This is a genomic window from Stenotrophomonas sp. GD04054 (assembly GCF_029836955.1).
GTDB lineage: Bacteria > Pseudomonadota > Gammaproteobacteria > Xanthomonadales > Xanthomonadaceae > Stenotrophomonas > Stenotrophomonas maltophilia_A.
In genome coordinates this window covers 48,353-64,034 of record NZ_JAOECR010000016.1, presented here as the reverse complement: position 1 = coordinate 64,034, position 15,682 = coordinate 48,353, and the positions used below count along the sequence as shown (strand labels likewise).

The window sequence follows — 15,682 nt, the reverse complement described above, 5'->3', positions numbered from 1 at the left end:
GAAACGCGCTCCGGGCGCCGTAGGCGCCTGCCATCCATGAGTAGTTGATGTCCATGGCGCACATGTTGCGCCGCCGCTGTGCCCACGTATCCATTCGAGTCCCTATCCCATGAATGTCACCGATGCCGCTTACGACACGGTCCACCAGTACCCTGGTGGCAGTGAGGCTTTGGCGCCCAGACTGGGCATGTCAGCCGCGGTCCTTCGCGGCAAGGTCAATCCGAACACCGACCGCAACCTGCTGAGCCTGCAGGAAGCGGACGCGCTGATGGCGCGCACCGGTGACTTCCGCATCCTGCACGCGCTGTGTGCGCAGCACGGCTTCGTAGCGCAGCGGAGCGATGCCCCGGAATCGGGTTCGCTGATCAGCTCGCTGCTGCAGGCGGCGGCCGCGAAGGGCGATCTGGCCGAGTTGGTTTCGTCAGCACTGGATGACGGGCGGATCTCGCCGAACGAGGCTGACGCGATCGCACGCGGATGCGCGGCGGTGATGGCCAGGCTGGTGCAGGTGAGCCAGCACGCAGAGGCTGCGGCCGAGCGGGGTGGCGCATGAACACGATCAACCATCCGGCGCGAGCCAGCGACCTGAGCACCAGCCACGACGCGGCGCACTACGTGGTCGCCAGCGGCCTGCAGGCGCACCAGCACGACCAGAGCGTCAAGGCTGTGACGGACAACCCTGGCATGACCAGCAAAGAGCTGGCGCAGGCCACCGGCTTGGACCGCTACATGCTGGCCCGCCGTCTGCCTGAGCTGATTAAGGCCGGCCGCGTGTGGCGCGGCCCCAACAAGCCGTGCACGGTTAGCGGACGCACGGCATGCACCTGGTGGCCGGTAGCTCCGGGCCAGAACCTGTCGCTGGGGATCTGACGTGAGCGCACGAGTTACAGGCATGGTCTTCGACCGCTACCCGAACGGCGGCGGCGAGATGCTGCTCGCGCTGGCGCTGGCCGACCACGCGCACGACGACGGTACGCACATCTTTCCGTCGATTGCGCGGCTGGCCGAGAAGACCCGGCAGTCGGAGCGTTCGGTGCAGTACCAGTTGCGCCGCATGGAGCAATCCGGGTGGCTGGTGCTGGTGAATGCCGGCATCGGTGGCCGTCGTAGCGGGTTCGGTGAAGGTGGCCGGACCAGGCAGTACCGGATCAACCCTGAATGGATGAAGGGTGCAGATATTGCACCCTTTGCAAAGGGTGCAAAACAGGCCACTAAAGGGTGCAAAACGACGCAGGAAAGGGTGCAAAACAGCGTCGAAAAGGGTGCAACAGCTATTGCACCCGAACCAAGAGCAACCAAAAGCAACCAAGAGCAACCCTCACACCGCGAGTGTGAGCGCGAGGCCGATCCGCTGGCGCTGACCGTCGAGCAGGTCGAGCGCGAGCTGGCCGGTTTCGGCAGCACGCCGACCGCCGTCGACCGCGAGCAGCTGACCCGGTTCGTCCGGCACCGCGCCGCGATCCGCCGCCCGCTGTCGGTCCAGGGTTGGCTGCAGGTCCGCCAGCAGCTGCTGGACCTGATCGCCGCCGGCCACGACCCCAACGAATCCCTGAAGCAGACGATGGCCGCCGGCCTGTCGCTGCCCGTGATCCCTGTCGCCCAGCCATCCGCAGGAGCAACCCATGCAAGCCCTCAACACGGTTCTGCCGACCGCACCGAGCATCTCGAGCAGCAGTTCTACGCCCAACGCAGAGGCAGTGGCCACGGTGGCGGCGCTGGGGTCGAGCGAGGGGATGTCGTCGACGCGGAGTTTGCCGTCGTCGGCTGAGGCGGTGAGCGACCAGGCAACGGCCTACCTGTGGGAGTTTTGGAAGCAGATGACGGCCATGTTCCCGGGCAAGTGGGAGCGCGAGAACGGCGCGGCGCCGGTGAAGAAGGACGGCAGCCTGACCATCGCGGCCGGCACGTGGTTCCAGGTGCTGAAGGGCCGCAGCCGGGCGCAGCACGCGCGCGGCATGGCCTGCTGCCTGACCGAGGGCCGGGAATGGCCGCCGAACCCGCCGAGGTTCCTGACGATGTGCCTGGACATCCCTGTCATGGCTGCTGTGGAACGCGAGATGGCGCCGGGCCGGCCGCAGAGCGGTTTCACGGTGCTGGTGCGTTCGCTGCTGGACCTTCACGTCTACGCCAGCGCTGACCACGGATCGCAGCAGCGCCGGATGCTGGAAGAGGCCTACACGCGCGCTGTCCAGCACGTGGTCGACGGGAAGCCGCTGCCGCAGCCGGTGCTGGCCATCGAGCAGGAGAAGCACGGCGTGCACCCGGTGCGCGATCGCGAAGCCGCACGCGCGGCCATGGCGCGCGCTGCAGCAGACCTCGGGTTCGGGGAGGGCGAATGAGCAAGCACGACACAGTGCGGCTACTCCACTCCGAGCGCTGCAGCGTTGCAGAGATAGCCCTGGCGGTGAACTGGCGGCCATGCAACGTGCGTTGGTTCATCCGGAACTGGATCGATACCGATGGTGACTGAGGCCGAGCTGGCCCAGGCGGAGCAGGCCGGTCGCTGGGCGCGAGATGCCTGCCGCAGTCGGGAATCGGCACCGCGGTACGAGATGGGACAGGACGGAGTGACGCGTCGACGCCGCTGGCAGGGCGGATGGGATATGCGGGACCAGGAACTGAGCGCGGCACGCCGCAGCACCACGAGGAACAGACGCTGATGGACTTCACCAAGTACAGCACACGCAGCAAGTTCGCCAAGGAGATCAACGCTGGGTACTCGGCGCGGCTCAATGGGCTTCGCCTGAGCGACAACCCGCACCTGGTCTGGATCGAATGCGAGACGGAGGACGGTGCCAACCGCAGGGCGGGGCCGCTGAGCGAAAAGGCGGAGGCCTGGCAGCACGGCTGGTGGCTGGCCGATCCGGGCGCGCGCTGATGAAGGGGAGAGCGCTGCTTCAGCAGTTCACGCCCGACGAGCTCCTTGAGGAGCTTGTTCGCCGGCGCACTCAGAAAGCCAAGGACCTTGATGGCGTGCCGAGCTGCGAGGACTGCAAGCACTTCAGGTTCTGGACCAGCACGGGGCATGCACCCCGGTCGTACAACCCGTGCGCCAAGAAGATGCAGATGAGCTTCGACATGCCGGAAGAGTGGGAGGGGCCACATGCCGGCATCGGCTACTACCGCCGGGTTTGCCAGCACCGCGCAGCGGTGGAGGAGGCGCGCTGATGTGGTCGAAGGCACCGCCGCCGACGAAGGAAGAGGCCGCCCGTATAGAGCTGGCCAAGACCGGCCCATGCATGGCCTGCTTGGCGCTGCAGATGCAGGAGCTCCTGGAGCCGGAGCTGGTCGTCTACGGCTGCGACTACAACCACGCCAAGAGCGGGAACGTGCGGCGGGGCCACGCGGAGGGCTATGGCCTCTGCAAGTGGCACCACATGCGGCATCCGCTGGAGGGGAACACCTTCGCAACGATGCGCCAGATCTACGGCCCGAGCCTGATGGATGGCTCGAGGACCTTCCACGAGACATACGGCTCGGATGACGAGCTGATTTCAAACCAGACGTACGTCAACGAACTGAGGAATGGCACCAATGGCTAACACCGGCATGGCAGATAGGGTGCGCGGCGTATTCGAGGCGCGCAAATCTGAAGCGATTGGCCACGCGCAGCTGTTTGAGGTGCTGGGGCTGTCCGGCGCGCACCTCAGCGCCGAGCGCAACACCGTGCGCGACCAGCTGAAGTACCTGGTGAATTGCGGGTATCTGATAAAGACGGGCCACCGGGCGACGGCAGCGTATCGCTACAGCGGTAGGGGCATGCGTTTCCAGAAGGCAACGGCTGAAGAACTTCGCGATCGCCGCATCGAACGTGGCCGCGCCTACCGTGCGAAGAATGGCGCACAGCCGAAGGCGCCACGGGTGGACAAGATGACCATCAACCGGTCGCGCGTGGGGCTGCTGGCGGACCTGGCACCGGCCAAGGCGTGGGGCAAGGAGAAGGACGGCCAGCGGCCGGCCGAGACGGTGGAGCAGTTCGAGGCACGCGGCGGGCAGGTGCAGCGCCTGACGGCCAGCTGGGAGCAGCGAGCATGACCGACCTGGACCTCAAGCCGTGCCCCTTCTGCGCATCGAAGAATGTTGCAGAGCAGAACGATGTGGTTGTGTCGTCAGATGGCGACGAGGGCTACAGCGAGTGGATCGAATGCGGCAACTGTGGCTGCCGCGCGCCCCAGGCGCAGGCATGGAACCTGCGATCCGGCACTGCCGTGAACTGGCGATCAATCGTGGATGCGCCGCAGGACGGTCGGCGGCTGATGCTGTGGGACTCGGTGAGCAAGCGGCCTGTGTTCGGCAGCTGGCGCGGTGGCAACACTGCGATCACGCACTATGCGGCCGAGCCGGCCGGCCCGGAGGTGCGTTGATGGACGCCATCGAGAGGCGGGCGCAGGAACTGCTGGCCAGTTGCCTGGACGAGTGGGGCCACCACCAGGAAGCCGAGAACGTCCGGGAGGGTGAGGACCTGGAGAGCTACGAGTTTGAGCTGCGCGTCATCGACCAGCTGCTGCGCTTCGGGTTCGAAACTGGAAGCGGTCGGGAGGCTGCGGCCCTCACGCCGCCCGAGGGCTACGTGCTGGTGCCGGCGGAGCTGCTGCGCATGGTAGCTGGCTGCGCCTATCCGGTTTCGAGCGAGATCAACCCGCGCGGGTACAACTGGTCGGAGGCGTACTTGGACGGGGTGCTGCCGAAGATCAAGGCAGCCTTTCTCCCCGCTCGACCGGAGGTCGCATGAGCCAGCAACCCGCCGATCACCACCACAACCGCGATCCGGGCGGGCCGGCAGCGGCCGGCCACTCAACGACAGGGGAAGGGGCATGAATCCACGTGAGGCGATGGGGCGGCTGGGGCCGACCACGGTGAAGTTCGATATCGGCCGGGGCGGTGGGAAGCCGGACCTGACGAACCAGGACATTGCGGCGGCGCTGGGGATGGTGCCGGCCGGGCTGGGCCGGGAGCTGCTGGAGGCGTGCTGGTGGCCGGACGCCGCCGCACTGCGCCGGCACAAGCTGCGTGATGCGGTGATTGCGCTGGTGACCCCTGAGCTGCAGCGGCAGCAGCGGCGGCTGGCTGAGGCGCGCACGGATCTGGGCCTGGCCGAGGTGTGCATCGGCTGGGGCGGCGCGGCGACGGCGGAGCAGCGGGCCAACCGAGACGCAGCCCAGCAGCGGCTGGGCCGGGTGAAGGCGGGGTGCTGGCCGATCAGCACCCTGGAGTCATTGCCGACACTGGCGGCGGCGGTGATCAGCGAGATTGCCAAGCGGCCACATTGCGCGGCCTGTGAGGGCAGGGGCCAGGCGATGCTGGTGCTGGGCGAGCTGCTGGTGCCGTGCAAGGTATGCAGTGGATCGGGGCTGGGCCCGGTCAGCGACCGCCGTCGAGCTGCCGCCATTGGCCGAGATGAGTCCACCTACCGTGCGAAGTGGCGCGGGGTCTACGAGTGGCTACTGCAGAGGATGACCGAAGCGGAGCAGGAGGCCGCTTGGGCGCTTATGATTGCCCTCGACAGAGGGGATGGAGCTGCAGCCTGATGGATACCAGGATTAACCGCCGCAGCTTGGCGGTGTTCATGCTTACAGGGGCCATGTGGGTCTTTGCCAGGAGGCCAATCGTGGTCTTGATGGCTGCGATCTTGTGCTATCTGAACTGGGAGCACTGGTTCGGGGTGAGGCCATTGCGGCTCTATGAACTGCTGGATGTATTGGGTAGCAAGACGGAGGCTACCATCGCGGCGGCTGGCCTCTTGGTTGCAATCGCATCCATCACCGCTTTCCGTCATGTAAAACGCCTCGACCTCGAACTTGCTGCAGCTGCAAGTATTACGGCGATAATTCGCGATGCCTCCGCCGTCTTCTCGAGGATTAGGCTCTATTGTGATGCTCTAGTAGAGGCCAAAGAGGCCTATCTGGAAGCGTTGGATGCGACTGGAAAGACGGCCATCCAGTCGCAGGGCGACCGCGAGAAGCTTAACTTGGCGTGGGCGATGGTTGTGAAGCGTGTCGAGAAGATGCGTGAGGATCAGGAAGCGGTGTGGGAGATCGCTCGCCGCTTGATCGATCTGAATGACCAGCATGGCGCGATTATTCGGACAAAGTTCCTCACGCCTTGGTTGCTGGAACGCGCGCTGTATCATGCGGAGACGCTAGCTAGCGGGATGGTGTTTCCAATTCCAAACCAGGGCGAGTCAGCGCGGACCTTTATTCCCTCCTATTTTTTGATCGGCGCCAAGCAGGTCGCGGATTACATCGCGTTAGATGAGAAGCACCGCATGAGGCTGCTGGGCTTCTTAGGGGGTGCATCAGCCATAGGTTCCTCTTCAGTAGCTCCGGTATCGCTGATAACGGCCGTTCGATCTGCGGGCCAGCTATGGCGATTGTGAGTGCGGGATTGCTACTCCCGCACTTTTGAGGCTAGATTCACTACCATCGCGCACGACCCGACCCCGGCCCCCAGCTGGGGTTTTTCATTTCCGGAATTGCCATGATCCTGACCGCCTCGACAATCCAGCAGGCGGTCGGCTGCAGCGCCGCCGTCGCCGCCCAGTGGGCTCAGCCCCTGACCGACGCCTGCACGGCGTTCGGTATCAGCACCCCGAAGCGAGTGGCAGCGTTCCTGGCGCAGGTTGGTCACGAGTCGGCAAGCCTGACCCGGACCGTCGAGAACCTGAACTACGGTGCGCAGGGCATGGCCGACACCTGGCCCAGCCGCTACGCCGTTGACCCCAAGGCCAAGCCGAGGAAGCCGAACGACCTGGCGCATGCGCTGGAACGGAAGCCGGTTGCCATCGGCAACAACGCGTATGCCAACCGGCTGGGCAACGGCTCCGAGGCGAGTGGCGACGGCTACCGCTATCGCGGCCGTGGTCCTATCCATAACACCGGCCGGGCCAACTATGCGGCCATCCGCGATGCTTTCCGGGCGAAGGGCATCAAGGGCGTGCCTGACTTCGAGGCCAAGCCTGAGGAACTGGAGCAGCCGAAGTGGGGCGCTTTGGCAGCAGCGACGTTCTGGGATTCTCGGAACCTCAACAAGCTGGCGGACGCAGGCCGATTCGACGAGATCACGGCTCGGGTGAACGGTGGCCAGATTGGAGCGGCGGACCGGCGTTCGCGGTACTCCCGCGCGCTGAAGGTGCTTGGGGCATGACGATGGAAGCCCAGCCGAGCCAGGACGGCCGCACCAAGATCTCCCTCGGCCCAGTGGAGCGTTGGATTGCCCTTGTCATCGCCGGCGCCATTGTGAGCATCGGTTACTGGCTGGTTGGTTCCATGCAATCGGTTCTGACCCAGCAGCAGGTAACGAACCAGCAGATCACCGGCCTGCAGCAGCAGCTGCAAATCATGAACACCCAGCTGGCGGACGTTCCGGCGCTGAAGCTCGAACTGGCCAAGCAGGCAGTGCAGGTAGAGCAGAACAAGGCAGACATCCGCGAGCTGAAGCAGCTCAGGGGGCTGAAGTGAAGAACGTGAAACTCACCAGCGACCGGCGCCATTTCTGGCGATTCTGGTCGGTTCGCCTGTCGCTGCTGGCTGGCATCATCAGTGCCACCGCGCTTGGCATCATCGGCGCCTACATGTTGCTGCCGGCGGACTGGCTGCCGGTGGTGCATGACGGGTTCAAGCAGACGGTGGCCTACAGCGCTCTGGCATCGGCTGGCGTCACCTCGTTCCTGGCTGCGGTGTCCCGCATCTTCGTGCAGCCCAAGCTGAGCAATGGCGATGCTGATCCCTGACCCGCTGAGGCCCTACGTTGGCCTGATCCAAGTGGGGCTGTGGATCGCGGCAGTCGGCGCGGTCCTACTGATGGGCGCGCGGCTGGGGTCGGATTACCGGGCCAAGAAGGACCAGGCCTTGATCGCCGGCGCCGACAAGGCGCGCGACAAGGCCCAGGCCGATGCAGACGAGAACCTGCGCGCGGCCAACGCCTGCGGCCAGCTGCTGCAGGAGGTGAACAGGCAGACCCAACTGGCCATCGACGAGTCGGCCCGCCAGCAGCAGGCAGCCAAGGAGGCCGCGCGGCTGGCTGAAGCGGCAGCGGCTCAGAGCCAGCGACGCGCCACTCTGGCCGAGCAGGCCCTGCAGGCGGCCAAGACCCAGCCGGGATGCCGGCAGCAGTTGGAGCAGAACCTATGCGACGCCATTCCGTTGCTGTGATCCTGGCGGCGGCCCTGCCGCTGTGCGGGTTCGGCAGCTGCAGCAAGGCCGAGAAGCCTGACCTGCCCAAGGTGGTGTATGTCCCGGTCGAGCGCACGGTGGCCGTGCCTGCGGCGCTGACCGCCCGCTGCCCGGGGAAGCGCGCCACCTCGCGCACAGTGGAAGCGGTCGTCGCTGCTTACAACGCCAACCTCCTGACTCTGGAGGACTGCGATAGCCGTATGAGCGCCATTCTAAAGCTGGCCCCGGCCGGCGACCAGAAGCAGGTGAAGCCGTGAGCCTTTCCGACCGCCTTCGCCGCATCGAGCTACAGCAGGAAGAGCAGCGCAAGGCCACCGACCGACTGGAAGAGAAGGTCGATGTCCTGCTGGCGTCGCTGGCCGCTGAGGGCGAGGGAGAGCAGGACCAGCCAGCCCGCAGCCTGGACGGTGAGCTGGTGCCCAGCGAGCGCGACCAGTCGCAGAGCCTCGGCTGATGCCGGGGTTCCCGAGCCGCCACCGACCGATGCCTCAGTTGGCACCGGTGCACGTTGCTCAGTCGGCCCCTGAGAACTACGGCAAAGGGCGAGGCGGCCGACCCTGGCGCCGCAAGCGCGACGCCGTGATGGCTCGTGACCTGTACCTCTGCCAGCCGTGCCGCGCTGCTGGTCGCATCCGCCAGGCAGAAGAGGTTGACCACGTTGTGCCGCAGGCGGAAGGCGGCACGGACGCCTTGGACAACCTGCAGGCGATCTGCTGTGAGTGCCACGGCACAAAGACGAAGGCAGAGGCAGCACGAGGCGCGAATCGTTCTCATCCGTACCTGTCAAAGCGATGAATGCGATTCATTTCCATCAAATGCCCCGGGGGGAGGGGAAAAAGTTCGAAGCGTTCCCCTCGGACACCGGCCGCTCAGTCGTTTTTTTGCACCGTCAATTCAGAAAATTCAGTTTTTGAGGCCCGTCTATGTCCCGCCCCCGCAAGCCGACAGCGCTGAAGGTGGTGGCCGGCACCGACCGGCCTGACCGCGAAGCGCCTGCCGCCGCCGAGCTACCCCTGGTGTCCGATGTGCCACTGGCACCGGACTGGATGCCCAACGCACACGCACGTAAGGAATGGGAGCGCTTAGCCCCAATCCTCCACGCAAACAAGCTCCTGACCGAGGCTGGCCTGTCGGCGCTCGGCCAGCTCTGCGCTCTTCATGGAAAGACCGTCCAGCTATACGCCGCCGGCGAGGCGCCGGTTGCATCGATGGTTGCCCAGCTGCGTGGACTGATGAACGACTTCGGCCTGACGCCAGTGGCGCAGGGAAAGGTGAAACCGAATGGCGACACGGAAAAGCCGGGCAACGCGTTCGCCGCGCTCGGAAAGCCCCGCGCCGCCGGAAAATGACTACGTCGATGTCGCGATCGGGTATGCGAAGGCGGCTGCGGCAGATAGGGGAGGGAGGTTCGGCCGGCTGATCAAGCTGGCAGCGAAACGGTTCCTGGACGATCTGAAGCGCGCAAAGAAGAAGGGGTCGCCGTTCTCCTTCTCGCGGGATCACGCCAATCACGCCTGCAGCTGGATCGAACTGCTCCCGCACGTGGAAGGCAAGTGGGAGACGCCGGAGATCCGGCTTCACCCGTCGCACGTCTGGTTCGTGGTTCAGCTATTCGGGTTCCGAAAGCCCGATGGAACCCGCCGCTTCACGTCCGCACTGTTCGCGGTCGCGCGCAAGAACGCGAAGTCGACGCTGTCGGCCGCGATCTTGCTGTACTGCGAATGCTGTGAAGAGGAAGAGGGTGCGCAGGTCATTTCCGCGGCTACCACTGGCAGCCAGGCGCGCATCATCTTCAACGTGGCCAAGCGGATGGCCGAGAAGAAAGCCGATCTTCGGGAGGCCTACGGGCTGGAGTGCTGGGCCAATGCGATCAGCCGGGTCGAGACCGGCGCGACGTTCAAGCCGATCAACGCGAAGGCATCGACGCAGGACGGTCTGAACCCATCCCACGTCGGTCTCGACGAGATCCATGCGCACAAGACCCCCGATCTGCTGAACGTGTTGCAGTCGGCGGCCGGTGCGCGCCGGAATCCTCTGTGGTTGTTCACGACCACAGAGGGGTACGCGAACCCCGGCCCTTGGTCGGAAATTCGGCAGTTCGCCACGCAGCTGTTGGAGGGGGTGTTCGGCGACGCCGCCGACCACTTCCTAGCGATCTTCTTCGCAGTGGACAAGGACGACGGGGACTTCGACGAGAGGGCCTGGCACAAGGCCAACCCGTTGATGGACGTTAACCCCCACCTGCTGGCGGCGATCAGGAAGGAATCGATCGAAGCGAAGGCAATGCCTTCGAAGCTCGCTGAGTTCCAGATCAAGCGGCTGAACCGACCTGCTGCAGCGGCAAACGGCTTCCTCCTGCTGCCAAAGTGGAATGCCTGCCATGGCGTGGTCGATCTGGACGCGCTGAAGGACGTTCCCTGCTGGGGTGGGCTTGACCTGGCCAGCACGCGCGACCTTGCATCGCTGCGGCTGGTCTGGCGCTTGGGCGACAAGATCATCACTTGGGGACGGCGCTGGGTTCCCGAGTCCGCGGTGGCACAGCGAACCGAGCGCGGCACCGTCCCGTATGCGGGCTGGGTCGCGGCCGGGCTGCTGGAGCAGACCGAAGGCGAGGTCACCGACTACGCGGTGATTGAGCAGGCGGTTCTGGACGTGCATGAGCGCTTCAACCTGCAGTCGCTTGCTTTTGATCGCTGGAATGCGACCGAGATGGTCAGCCGGCTGGTTGCCGCAGAGGTTCCGCTGGTTGAGTTCATCCAAGGCACGAAGTCCTACCACCCTGCGATGGTCGAGCTGGAGCGCGCCTACATCGGCAAGCGGTTGGTGCACGACGGCGACCCTGTGCTGGCTTGGTGCGCGGCAAACCTGGTCGCTCGCAAAGACGTGAACCTGAACATGGCGCCGGACAAGCGCCGGTCCGCCGACAAGATCGACGACATGACCGCATTGCTGATGGCCATCGGGGTGAGTTTGACCACCAGCACAGAGCAGTCGATTGATGATTTTCTCAATAGCCCGGTGATCGGATGAAAATGATGAATAAGCCGGGGCGCCTGCGCGCTGCTGCGCTCAAGTGGCTCGGCGTTCCGATCCACCTCACCGATGGCGACTTCTGGGCGGAGTTCTTTAGATCGAGTTCGGCCGCCGGTGTGCCGGTAAATCATCAGACTGTGTTGAAGCTGTCGGCCGTCTGGTCATGCGTTCGGTTGATATCTGAGACCATTTCGACTCTTCCGCTCTCCATGTACGAGAAGACGAGCAGCGGCAAGAGGGTGGCAAGCCAACACCCGCTGCAGTTCATCCTGCACGATCAACCAAACGCCGACACGACAGCCGCTGTCCACTGGGAAGCGAGCGTGGCGGCGATGTTGCTTCGTGGAAATGCGCGCTGCGAGAAGCTGATGATCGGCGGACGGGTGGTTGGCCTGCAGTTCCTGCACCCGGACCGGCTGACCTCGTTCCGCCGCGACGGGGTGAAGGTCTGGAGGTACACGGACGAGAACGGCCTGCAGCGGGAGATTCCAAACGACCGGGTGTGGGGCATCCCTGGCTTCTCGCTCGACGGGAAGGAGGGCGTCTCGGTGATCGGCTACGGTGCCGAGGTGTTCGGCGCCGCGATTGGCGCTGACATGGCAGCAAGTTCCACTTTCTCCAGGGGGTTGATGCCGACCACGGCGATCTCTTACCCCAGCACCTTGAAACCGGATCAGCGTAACGAAGCACGGCAGACCCTGGAGACACTGAGCGGCGCCGTAAATGCTGGACGACCAGTGATCTTGGAGGCGGGCTCAGAAATAAAGACCATCGGCATCAACCCGGCTGATGCCCAGCTGCTCGAATCACGCGCTTTCTCGGTAGAGGAGATCTGCCGCTGGTTTCGTGTACCGCCGTTCATGGTTGGCCACGCCGAGAAATCGACCAGCTGGGGGACCGGGATCGAGCAGCAGATGATCGGCTTCCTTACGTTCACCCTTGGACCATGGCTTCGCCGCATTGAACAGGCAATCAGCAAGGATCTGCTGACCCCGGCTGAGCGAACCCGGTACTACCCGAAGTTCGCGGTTGAAGGGCTGCTGCGCTCGGACAGCGCAGGGCGCGCCTCCTTCTACGCGGCCATGGTCAACAACGGAATCCTGACCCGCGACGAAGTGCGCGAGCTCGAGGACCGCGAACCAATGGGTGGCAATGCGGCGGTGCTAACGGTACAGACCGCGCTGGCGCCGCTGGACAAGCTTGGCCAGGCCGAAGACGGCAATGCCGCTCGCGCCTCGTTGCGGGCATTTCTTGGCGTTTCCGACGCCACCACCAGGGAGTAACCAATGACCATCCGTGCAACTCCGGGCGTTCCAAGCGGACGGCCGCAGATGGATGTGCGCAGCTACATCGCACCGTCCGCGTTTGAGCGCTGGGATTCCAGCATCCGGGCTGCGGCCGACGATCAGGAAGACCGGACCATCGGCATTTACGACGTGATCGGCGAGGACTGGTGGACCGGTGGCGGTTTCACTGCGAAGCGAATGTCTGCGGCATTGCGCTCGCTGGGCAAGGGGCCGGTCACCGTCGCCATCAATTCGCCGGGCGGCGACATGTTTGAAGGCTTGGCGATGTACTCGATGCTCCGCGAGCATCCTGGAGAGGTCACCGTAAAGGTGATGGGCATTGCGGCCTCTGCCGCCTCCATCATCGCGATGGCCGGTGACAGCGTCCAGATTGCACGAGCTGGCTTCCTGATGATTCACAACTGCTGGCTCCTGGCCGCCGGCAACCGCCACGAGCTGCGCGAGATTGCTGACCAGCTGGAGCCGTTCGACCAGGCCATGGCCGACGTGTACGCGGCCAGAACCGGCGAAGACCTCAAGGCGATGCAGAAGCTCATGGATCGCGAATCCTACATCGGCGGCAGCGCTGCCGTTTCCCAGGGATTCGCAGATTCGCTGCTCGATTCCGACGAGATCGGCAAGGCCGATGACAGCAAGAACGCCTCTGCGGTGCGCCGTATGGAGGCCGCTCTGCGGGCTTCTGGCATGCCGAAGTCCGAGGCCATGCGGCTGATCAGTCAATTCAAGTCCAGCGCGGGTGATCCCGCTGGCAGCGGTGAGGGCGAGCCCACCGAACACGGCCAGCGTAATGCTGCCGGCTTCACGACCACTGCGGCGATGGCCGCCAACCTCACCACCATCCTGTAAGGAGAGCCTCAATGGCCCAGATCGACGACGACATCAAGAACATCAACTCCAGCCTGGAGAAGGTGAACGAGCAGCTGAAGAAGCACGCGGAGCAGGCGAAGGCCGATATCAGCGCGCATGCGCAGCTGTCCGAAGAAACCAAGGCCAAGGTCGACCAGCTGCTGGTCACCCAGGGCGAGCTGCAGGCCAACCTGCAGGCTGCCCAGCAGGTCATTGCCAGGCTGGAGCAGGGCGGCGGCGCCCCGGCCAAGGCTCTGACCATCGGCGAAGTGGTGGCCGCGTCCGATGCCTGCAAGAACTTCAACCCGGGTATGCAGGGCAGCTTCACGGTCAAGGCGGCTATCACCCGCGAAGACGCCTCGGCCGGCACCCTGATCCAGCCGCAGCGCGTGCCCGGCGTGGTTGCAACGCCGAACCAGCGTCTTTTCATCCGCGATCTTCTGACTTGGGGGCCCACCTCCTCGGACAGCATCGAGTACGTCCGCGAGACCGGCTTCACCAACAACGCGGACGTGGTGGCCGAAAACCCGACCAATCCGAAGCCGGAGTCGGATCTGGCGTTCGAGCTGGACTCGGCCAAGATCGCCACCATCGCCCACTGGATCCGCGCGTCGAAGCAGGTCCTGCGTGATGCCAGCATGCTGCAGGCCTACATCAACGGCCGCCTGATGTACGGCCTGAAGCTGAAAGAAGAAGCGCAGCTGCTGAAGGGTTCGGGCGTCGGCCTGAACATCAACGGCCTCTACACCCAGGCCACGAACTATGCGAACCCCGGCGTGACCGTGCAGAACGAGACGGCCATCGATCGTCTGCGCATTGCCATGCTGCAGGTGACCCTGGCCGAGTACGAAGCCGATGGCATCGTGCTGAACCCCATCGACTGGACCACCATCGAGCTGTCGAAGACCACCGAGAACGCCTACCTGTTCGCCACGCCGCGTGGCCTGGCCGTCCCGGGTCTGTGGGCGCGCCCAGTCGTGGCAACCAAGGCCATGGATCTGGGCGACTTCCTGACCGGTGCCTTCAAGATGGGTGCCCAGGGCTGGGACCGCGAGCAGGCGAACATCACCGTCTCCAACCAGGACCGCGACAACTTCGTCAAGAACATGGTCACCATCCTCTGCGAAGAGGATGTGGGCCTGACCGTCTTCCGCCCCGAGGCCTTCGTGAAGGGTGGCTTCGACGGTCTGCCGGTCACCGACGGCGCTGGCGCCGGCGGCTGACACCACGTGGCGCCCGGCTGTGCCGGGCGCTGCCCATGACGAAGGAACCAGATAATGGCCAAGGTCATTGCACTCACCTCGTTCGAACACCACGGAAGCCGTAGCCGCGGCGCGGAGTTCGATGTATCCAACCAACACGCGGACTTGCTGGTCAAGCGTGGCCTCGTGAAGCTGGCTGGTGAGGCAGCGGCCGCCGGCGGTTGCCCGGCTGCTCCGACTGGTGCGGCCAATGATGGCGCTCAGCTCGTCCGCCAGAAGGCTGCCGACGCGATCGCCGCGATCGCGTCGGTGACCGATCTTGCGTTGCTGGACGCTGCGCTGAAAGCGGAGACTGCCAAGGGCGAGAAAGCCCGCGCCACGGTGATCGAGGCCATCGAAACCGCTATCAAGGCGGCGCCGCCGGCCCAGGCCTGAGCCATGCAGCTGATCACCATCGAGCAGGCCCGGCAGCATTGCCGGGCCGATAGCGCCGACGACGCCATGCTGGAGTTGTATGGTGGCGCTGCCGAGGGCGCTGCACAGCAGTTCCTCAACCGCCGTGTTTTCCCTGACGCCGGCTCCATGGCTGCTGCCGTGCTGGCCGGCACCGCCGGGATCGACCCCATCCTGGTCAACGACTCTATCCGCGCCGCCATTCTTCTGATGCTGGGGCACTTGTACCGGACAAGGGAAGACGTGCAGGGCGGTGACGGTGCGACGATCCAAGTCCCGATGGGCGCACACAGCCTGCTATGGCCGTATCGCATCGGCCTGGGGGTCTGATATGAGCCTGCCGGCAGGAAAGCTCCGCCACCGCGTGTTGATCCAGCAGCAGATGACCACCAAGGACGAAGACGGCGTGCAGACCACGACGTGGGTCGACATGGCCACGGTGTGGGCTTCGGTTGAGCCGCTCTCGGCCCGCGAATTCATCCAGTCCGGCCAGACCCAATCGGCGGTCGCGGCACGCATCACCATGCGCTACCGCGACGGCCTGTCGCCTTCGATGCGCCTGATCCACCGCGGCGAGATCTTCAACATTGCGGGCCTGTTGCCTGACAAGGTGTCTGGGCTGGAGTACATCACGATCCCGGTTTCGGCCGGCGTCAACGACGGGCAGTAG

Annotated in this window: 26 protein-coding genes; all 26 read left to right on the top strand. The window is 64.9% G+C overall.

What is annotated here, in order from left to right; genetic code table 11:
• Positions 1–109: 109 nt before the first annotated feature.
• The 26 genes from N7573_RS10025 (at position 110) to N7573_RS09900 (ending at position 15,682) form a co-directional block, all read left to right on the top strand.
• Positions 110–553, top strand: coding sequence for a phage regulatory CII family protein (locus N7573_RS10025; RefSeq protein WP_279912412.1), 444 nt, complete (start codon positions 110–112; stop codon positions 551–553).
• Positions 550–870, top strand: coding sequence for a winged helix-turn-helix domain-containing protein (locus tag N7573_RS10020; protein ID WP_343238884.1), 321 nt, complete (start codon positions 550–552; stop codon positions 868–870). Before N7573_RS10025 ends, N7573_RS10020 begins: the two co-directional genes overlap by 4 nt.
• A gap of 22 nt (positions 871–892) precedes the next feature.
• Positions 893–1,768 (top strand): helix-turn-helix domain-containing protein, encoded by an 876-nt coding sequence (locus N7573_RS10015; protein ID WP_279912413.1) that lies wholly within the window; start codon positions 893–895, stop codon positions 1,766–1,768.
• Complete coding sequence (locus N7573_RS10010; RefSeq protein ID WP_279912414.1) at positions 1,734–2,339, top strand: hypothetical protein; 606 nt, start codon at positions 1,734–1,736, stop codon at positions 2,337–2,339. Before N7573_RS10015 ends, N7573_RS10010 begins: the two co-directional genes overlap by 35 nt.
• A gap of 320 nt (positions 2,340–2,659) precedes the next feature.
• The gene (locus N7573_RS10005) at positions 2,660–2,878 is read left to right on the top strand and encodes a hypothetical protein (protein WP_279912415.1); all 219 of its coding nucleotides are present in this window, start codon (positions 2,660–2,662) and stop codon (positions 2,876–2,878) included.
• On the top strand, positions 2,878–3,168 hold the full coding sequence (locus tag N7573_RS10000; protein ID WP_279912416.1) for a hypothetical protein: 291 nt from the start codon (positions 2,878–2,880) through the stop codon (positions 3,166–3,168). The genes N7573_RS10005 and N7573_RS10000 overlap by 1 nt, the downstream gene beginning before the upstream one ends.
• Positions 3,168–3,542 (top strand): Ref family recombination enhancement nuclease, encoded by a 375-nt coding sequence (locus N7573_RS09995; RefSeq protein WP_279912417.1) that lies wholly within the window; start codon positions 3,168–3,170, stop codon positions 3,540–3,542. The genes N7573_RS10000 and N7573_RS09995 overlap by 1 nt, the downstream gene beginning before the upstream one ends.
• On the top strand, positions 3,526–4,035 hold the full coding sequence (locus N7573_RS09990) for a hypothetical protein (RefSeq protein ID WP_279912418.1): 510 nt from the start codon (positions 3,526–3,528) through the stop codon (positions 4,033–4,035). The genes N7573_RS09995 and N7573_RS09990 overlap by 17 nt, the downstream gene beginning before the upstream one ends.
• A complete protein-coding gene (locus tag N7573_RS09985) occupies positions 4,032–4,364 on the top strand; it encodes a Lar family restriction alleviation protein (RefSeq protein WP_279912419.1) in 333 nt (110 codons plus the stop codon). Before N7573_RS09990 ends, N7573_RS09985 begins: the two co-directional genes overlap by 4 nt.
• Positions 4,364–4,732, top strand: coding sequence for a hypothetical protein (locus tag N7573_RS09980; RefSeq protein ID WP_279912420.1), 369 nt, complete (start codon positions 4,364–4,366; stop codon positions 4,730–4,732). Before N7573_RS09985 ends, N7573_RS09980 begins: the two co-directional genes overlap by 1 nt.
• 82 nt (positions 4,733–4,814) lie before the next feature.
• On the top strand, positions 4,815–5,528 hold the full coding sequence (locus N7573_RS09975) for a hypothetical protein (RefSeq protein WP_279912421.1): 714 nt from the start codon (positions 4,815–4,817) through the stop codon (positions 5,526–5,528).
• Positions 5,528–6,376 carry a hypothetical protein gene (locus N7573_RS09970; protein ID WP_279912422.1) on the top strand — a complete coding sequence of 283 codons (849 nt, stop codon included), beginning with the start codon at positions 5,528–5,530 and terminating at the stop codon, positions 6,374–6,376. Before N7573_RS09975 ends, N7573_RS09970 begins: the two co-directional genes overlap by 1 nt.
• Before the next feature lie 101 nt (positions 6,377–6,477).
• Entirely contained in the window at positions 6,478–7,143 is a 666-nt protein-coding gene (locus N7573_RS09965) for a glycoside hydrolase family 19 protein (protein WP_279912423.1), read from the top strand.
• Positions 7,140–7,457: a hypothetical protein gene (locus N7573_RS09960; protein ID WP_065427804.1), complete on the top strand. Its 318-nt coding sequence runs from the start codon at positions 7,140–7,142 to the stop codon at positions 7,455–7,457. The genes N7573_RS09965 and N7573_RS09960 overlap by 4 nt, the downstream gene beginning before the upstream one ends.
• A gap of 5 nt (positions 7,458–7,462) precedes the next feature.
• A complete protein-coding gene (locus N7573_RS09955; RefSeq protein WP_152906889.1) occupies positions 7,463–7,729 on the top strand; it encodes a hypothetical protein in 267 nt (88 codons plus the stop codon).
• Entirely contained in the window at positions 7,710–8,150 is a 441-nt protein-coding gene (locus N7573_RS09950) for a hypothetical protein (RefSeq protein WP_279912424.1), read from the top strand. Before N7573_RS09955 ends, N7573_RS09950 begins: the two co-directional genes overlap by 20 nt.
• Positions 8,126–8,428: a hypothetical protein gene (locus N7573_RS09945; RefSeq protein ID WP_279912425.1), complete on the top strand. Its 303-nt coding sequence runs from the start codon at positions 8,126–8,128 to the stop codon at positions 8,426–8,428. The genes N7573_RS09950 and N7573_RS09945 overlap by 25 nt, the downstream gene beginning before the upstream one ends.
• Positions 8,425–8,625: a hypothetical protein gene (locus tag N7573_RS09940; RefSeq protein WP_279912426.1), complete on the top strand. Its 201-nt coding sequence runs from the start codon at positions 8,425–8,427 to the stop codon at positions 8,623–8,625. Before N7573_RS09945 ends, N7573_RS09940 begins: the two co-directional genes overlap by 4 nt.
• Before the next feature lie 469 nt (positions 8,626–9,094).
• Entirely contained in the window at positions 9,095–9,520 is a 426-nt protein-coding gene (locus tag N7573_RS09935; protein ID WP_279912427.1) for a hypothetical protein, read from the top strand.
• On the top strand, positions 9,453–11,201 hold the full coding sequence (locus tag N7573_RS09930; protein ID WP_279912428.1) for a terminase TerL endonuclease subunit: 1,749 nt from the start codon (positions 9,453–9,455) through the stop codon (positions 11,199–11,201). The genes N7573_RS09935 and N7573_RS09930 overlap by 68 nt, the downstream gene beginning before the upstream one ends.
• Entirely contained in the window at positions 11,198–12,487 is a 1,290-nt protein-coding gene (locus N7573_RS09925) for a phage portal protein (protein WP_279912429.1), read from the top strand. The genes N7573_RS09930 and N7573_RS09925 overlap by 4 nt, the downstream gene beginning before the upstream one ends.
• 3 nt (positions 12,488–12,490) lie before the next feature.
• A complete protein-coding gene (locus N7573_RS09920; protein WP_279912430.1) occupies positions 12,491–13,357 on the top strand; it encodes a head maturation protease, ClpP-related in 867 nt (288 codons plus the stop codon).
• Positions 13,358–13,368: 11 nt separating this feature from the next.
• On the top strand, positions 13,369–14,580 hold the full coding sequence (locus N7573_RS09915; protein ID WP_279943143.1) for a phage major capsid protein: 1,212 nt from the start codon (positions 13,369–13,371) through the stop codon (positions 14,578–14,580).
• Positions 14,581–14,634: 54 nt separating this feature from the next.
• Positions 14,635–14,994: a hypothetical protein gene (locus tag N7573_RS09910; RefSeq protein WP_279943142.1), complete on the top strand. Its 360-nt coding sequence runs from the start codon at positions 14,635–14,637 to the stop codon at positions 14,992–14,994.
• A 3-nt stretch (positions 14,995–14,997) separates the two neighbouring features.
• A complete protein-coding gene (locus N7573_RS09905) occupies positions 14,998–15,342 on the top strand; it encodes a head-tail connector protein (protein ID WP_279912181.1) in 345 nt (114 codons plus the stop codon).
• A gap of 1 nt (position 15,343) precedes the next feature.
• Positions 15,344–15,682 (top strand): phage head closure protein, encoded by a 339-nt coding sequence (locus tag N7573_RS09900; RefSeq protein ID WP_279912182.1) that lies wholly within the window; start codon positions 15,344–15,346, stop codon positions 15,680–15,682.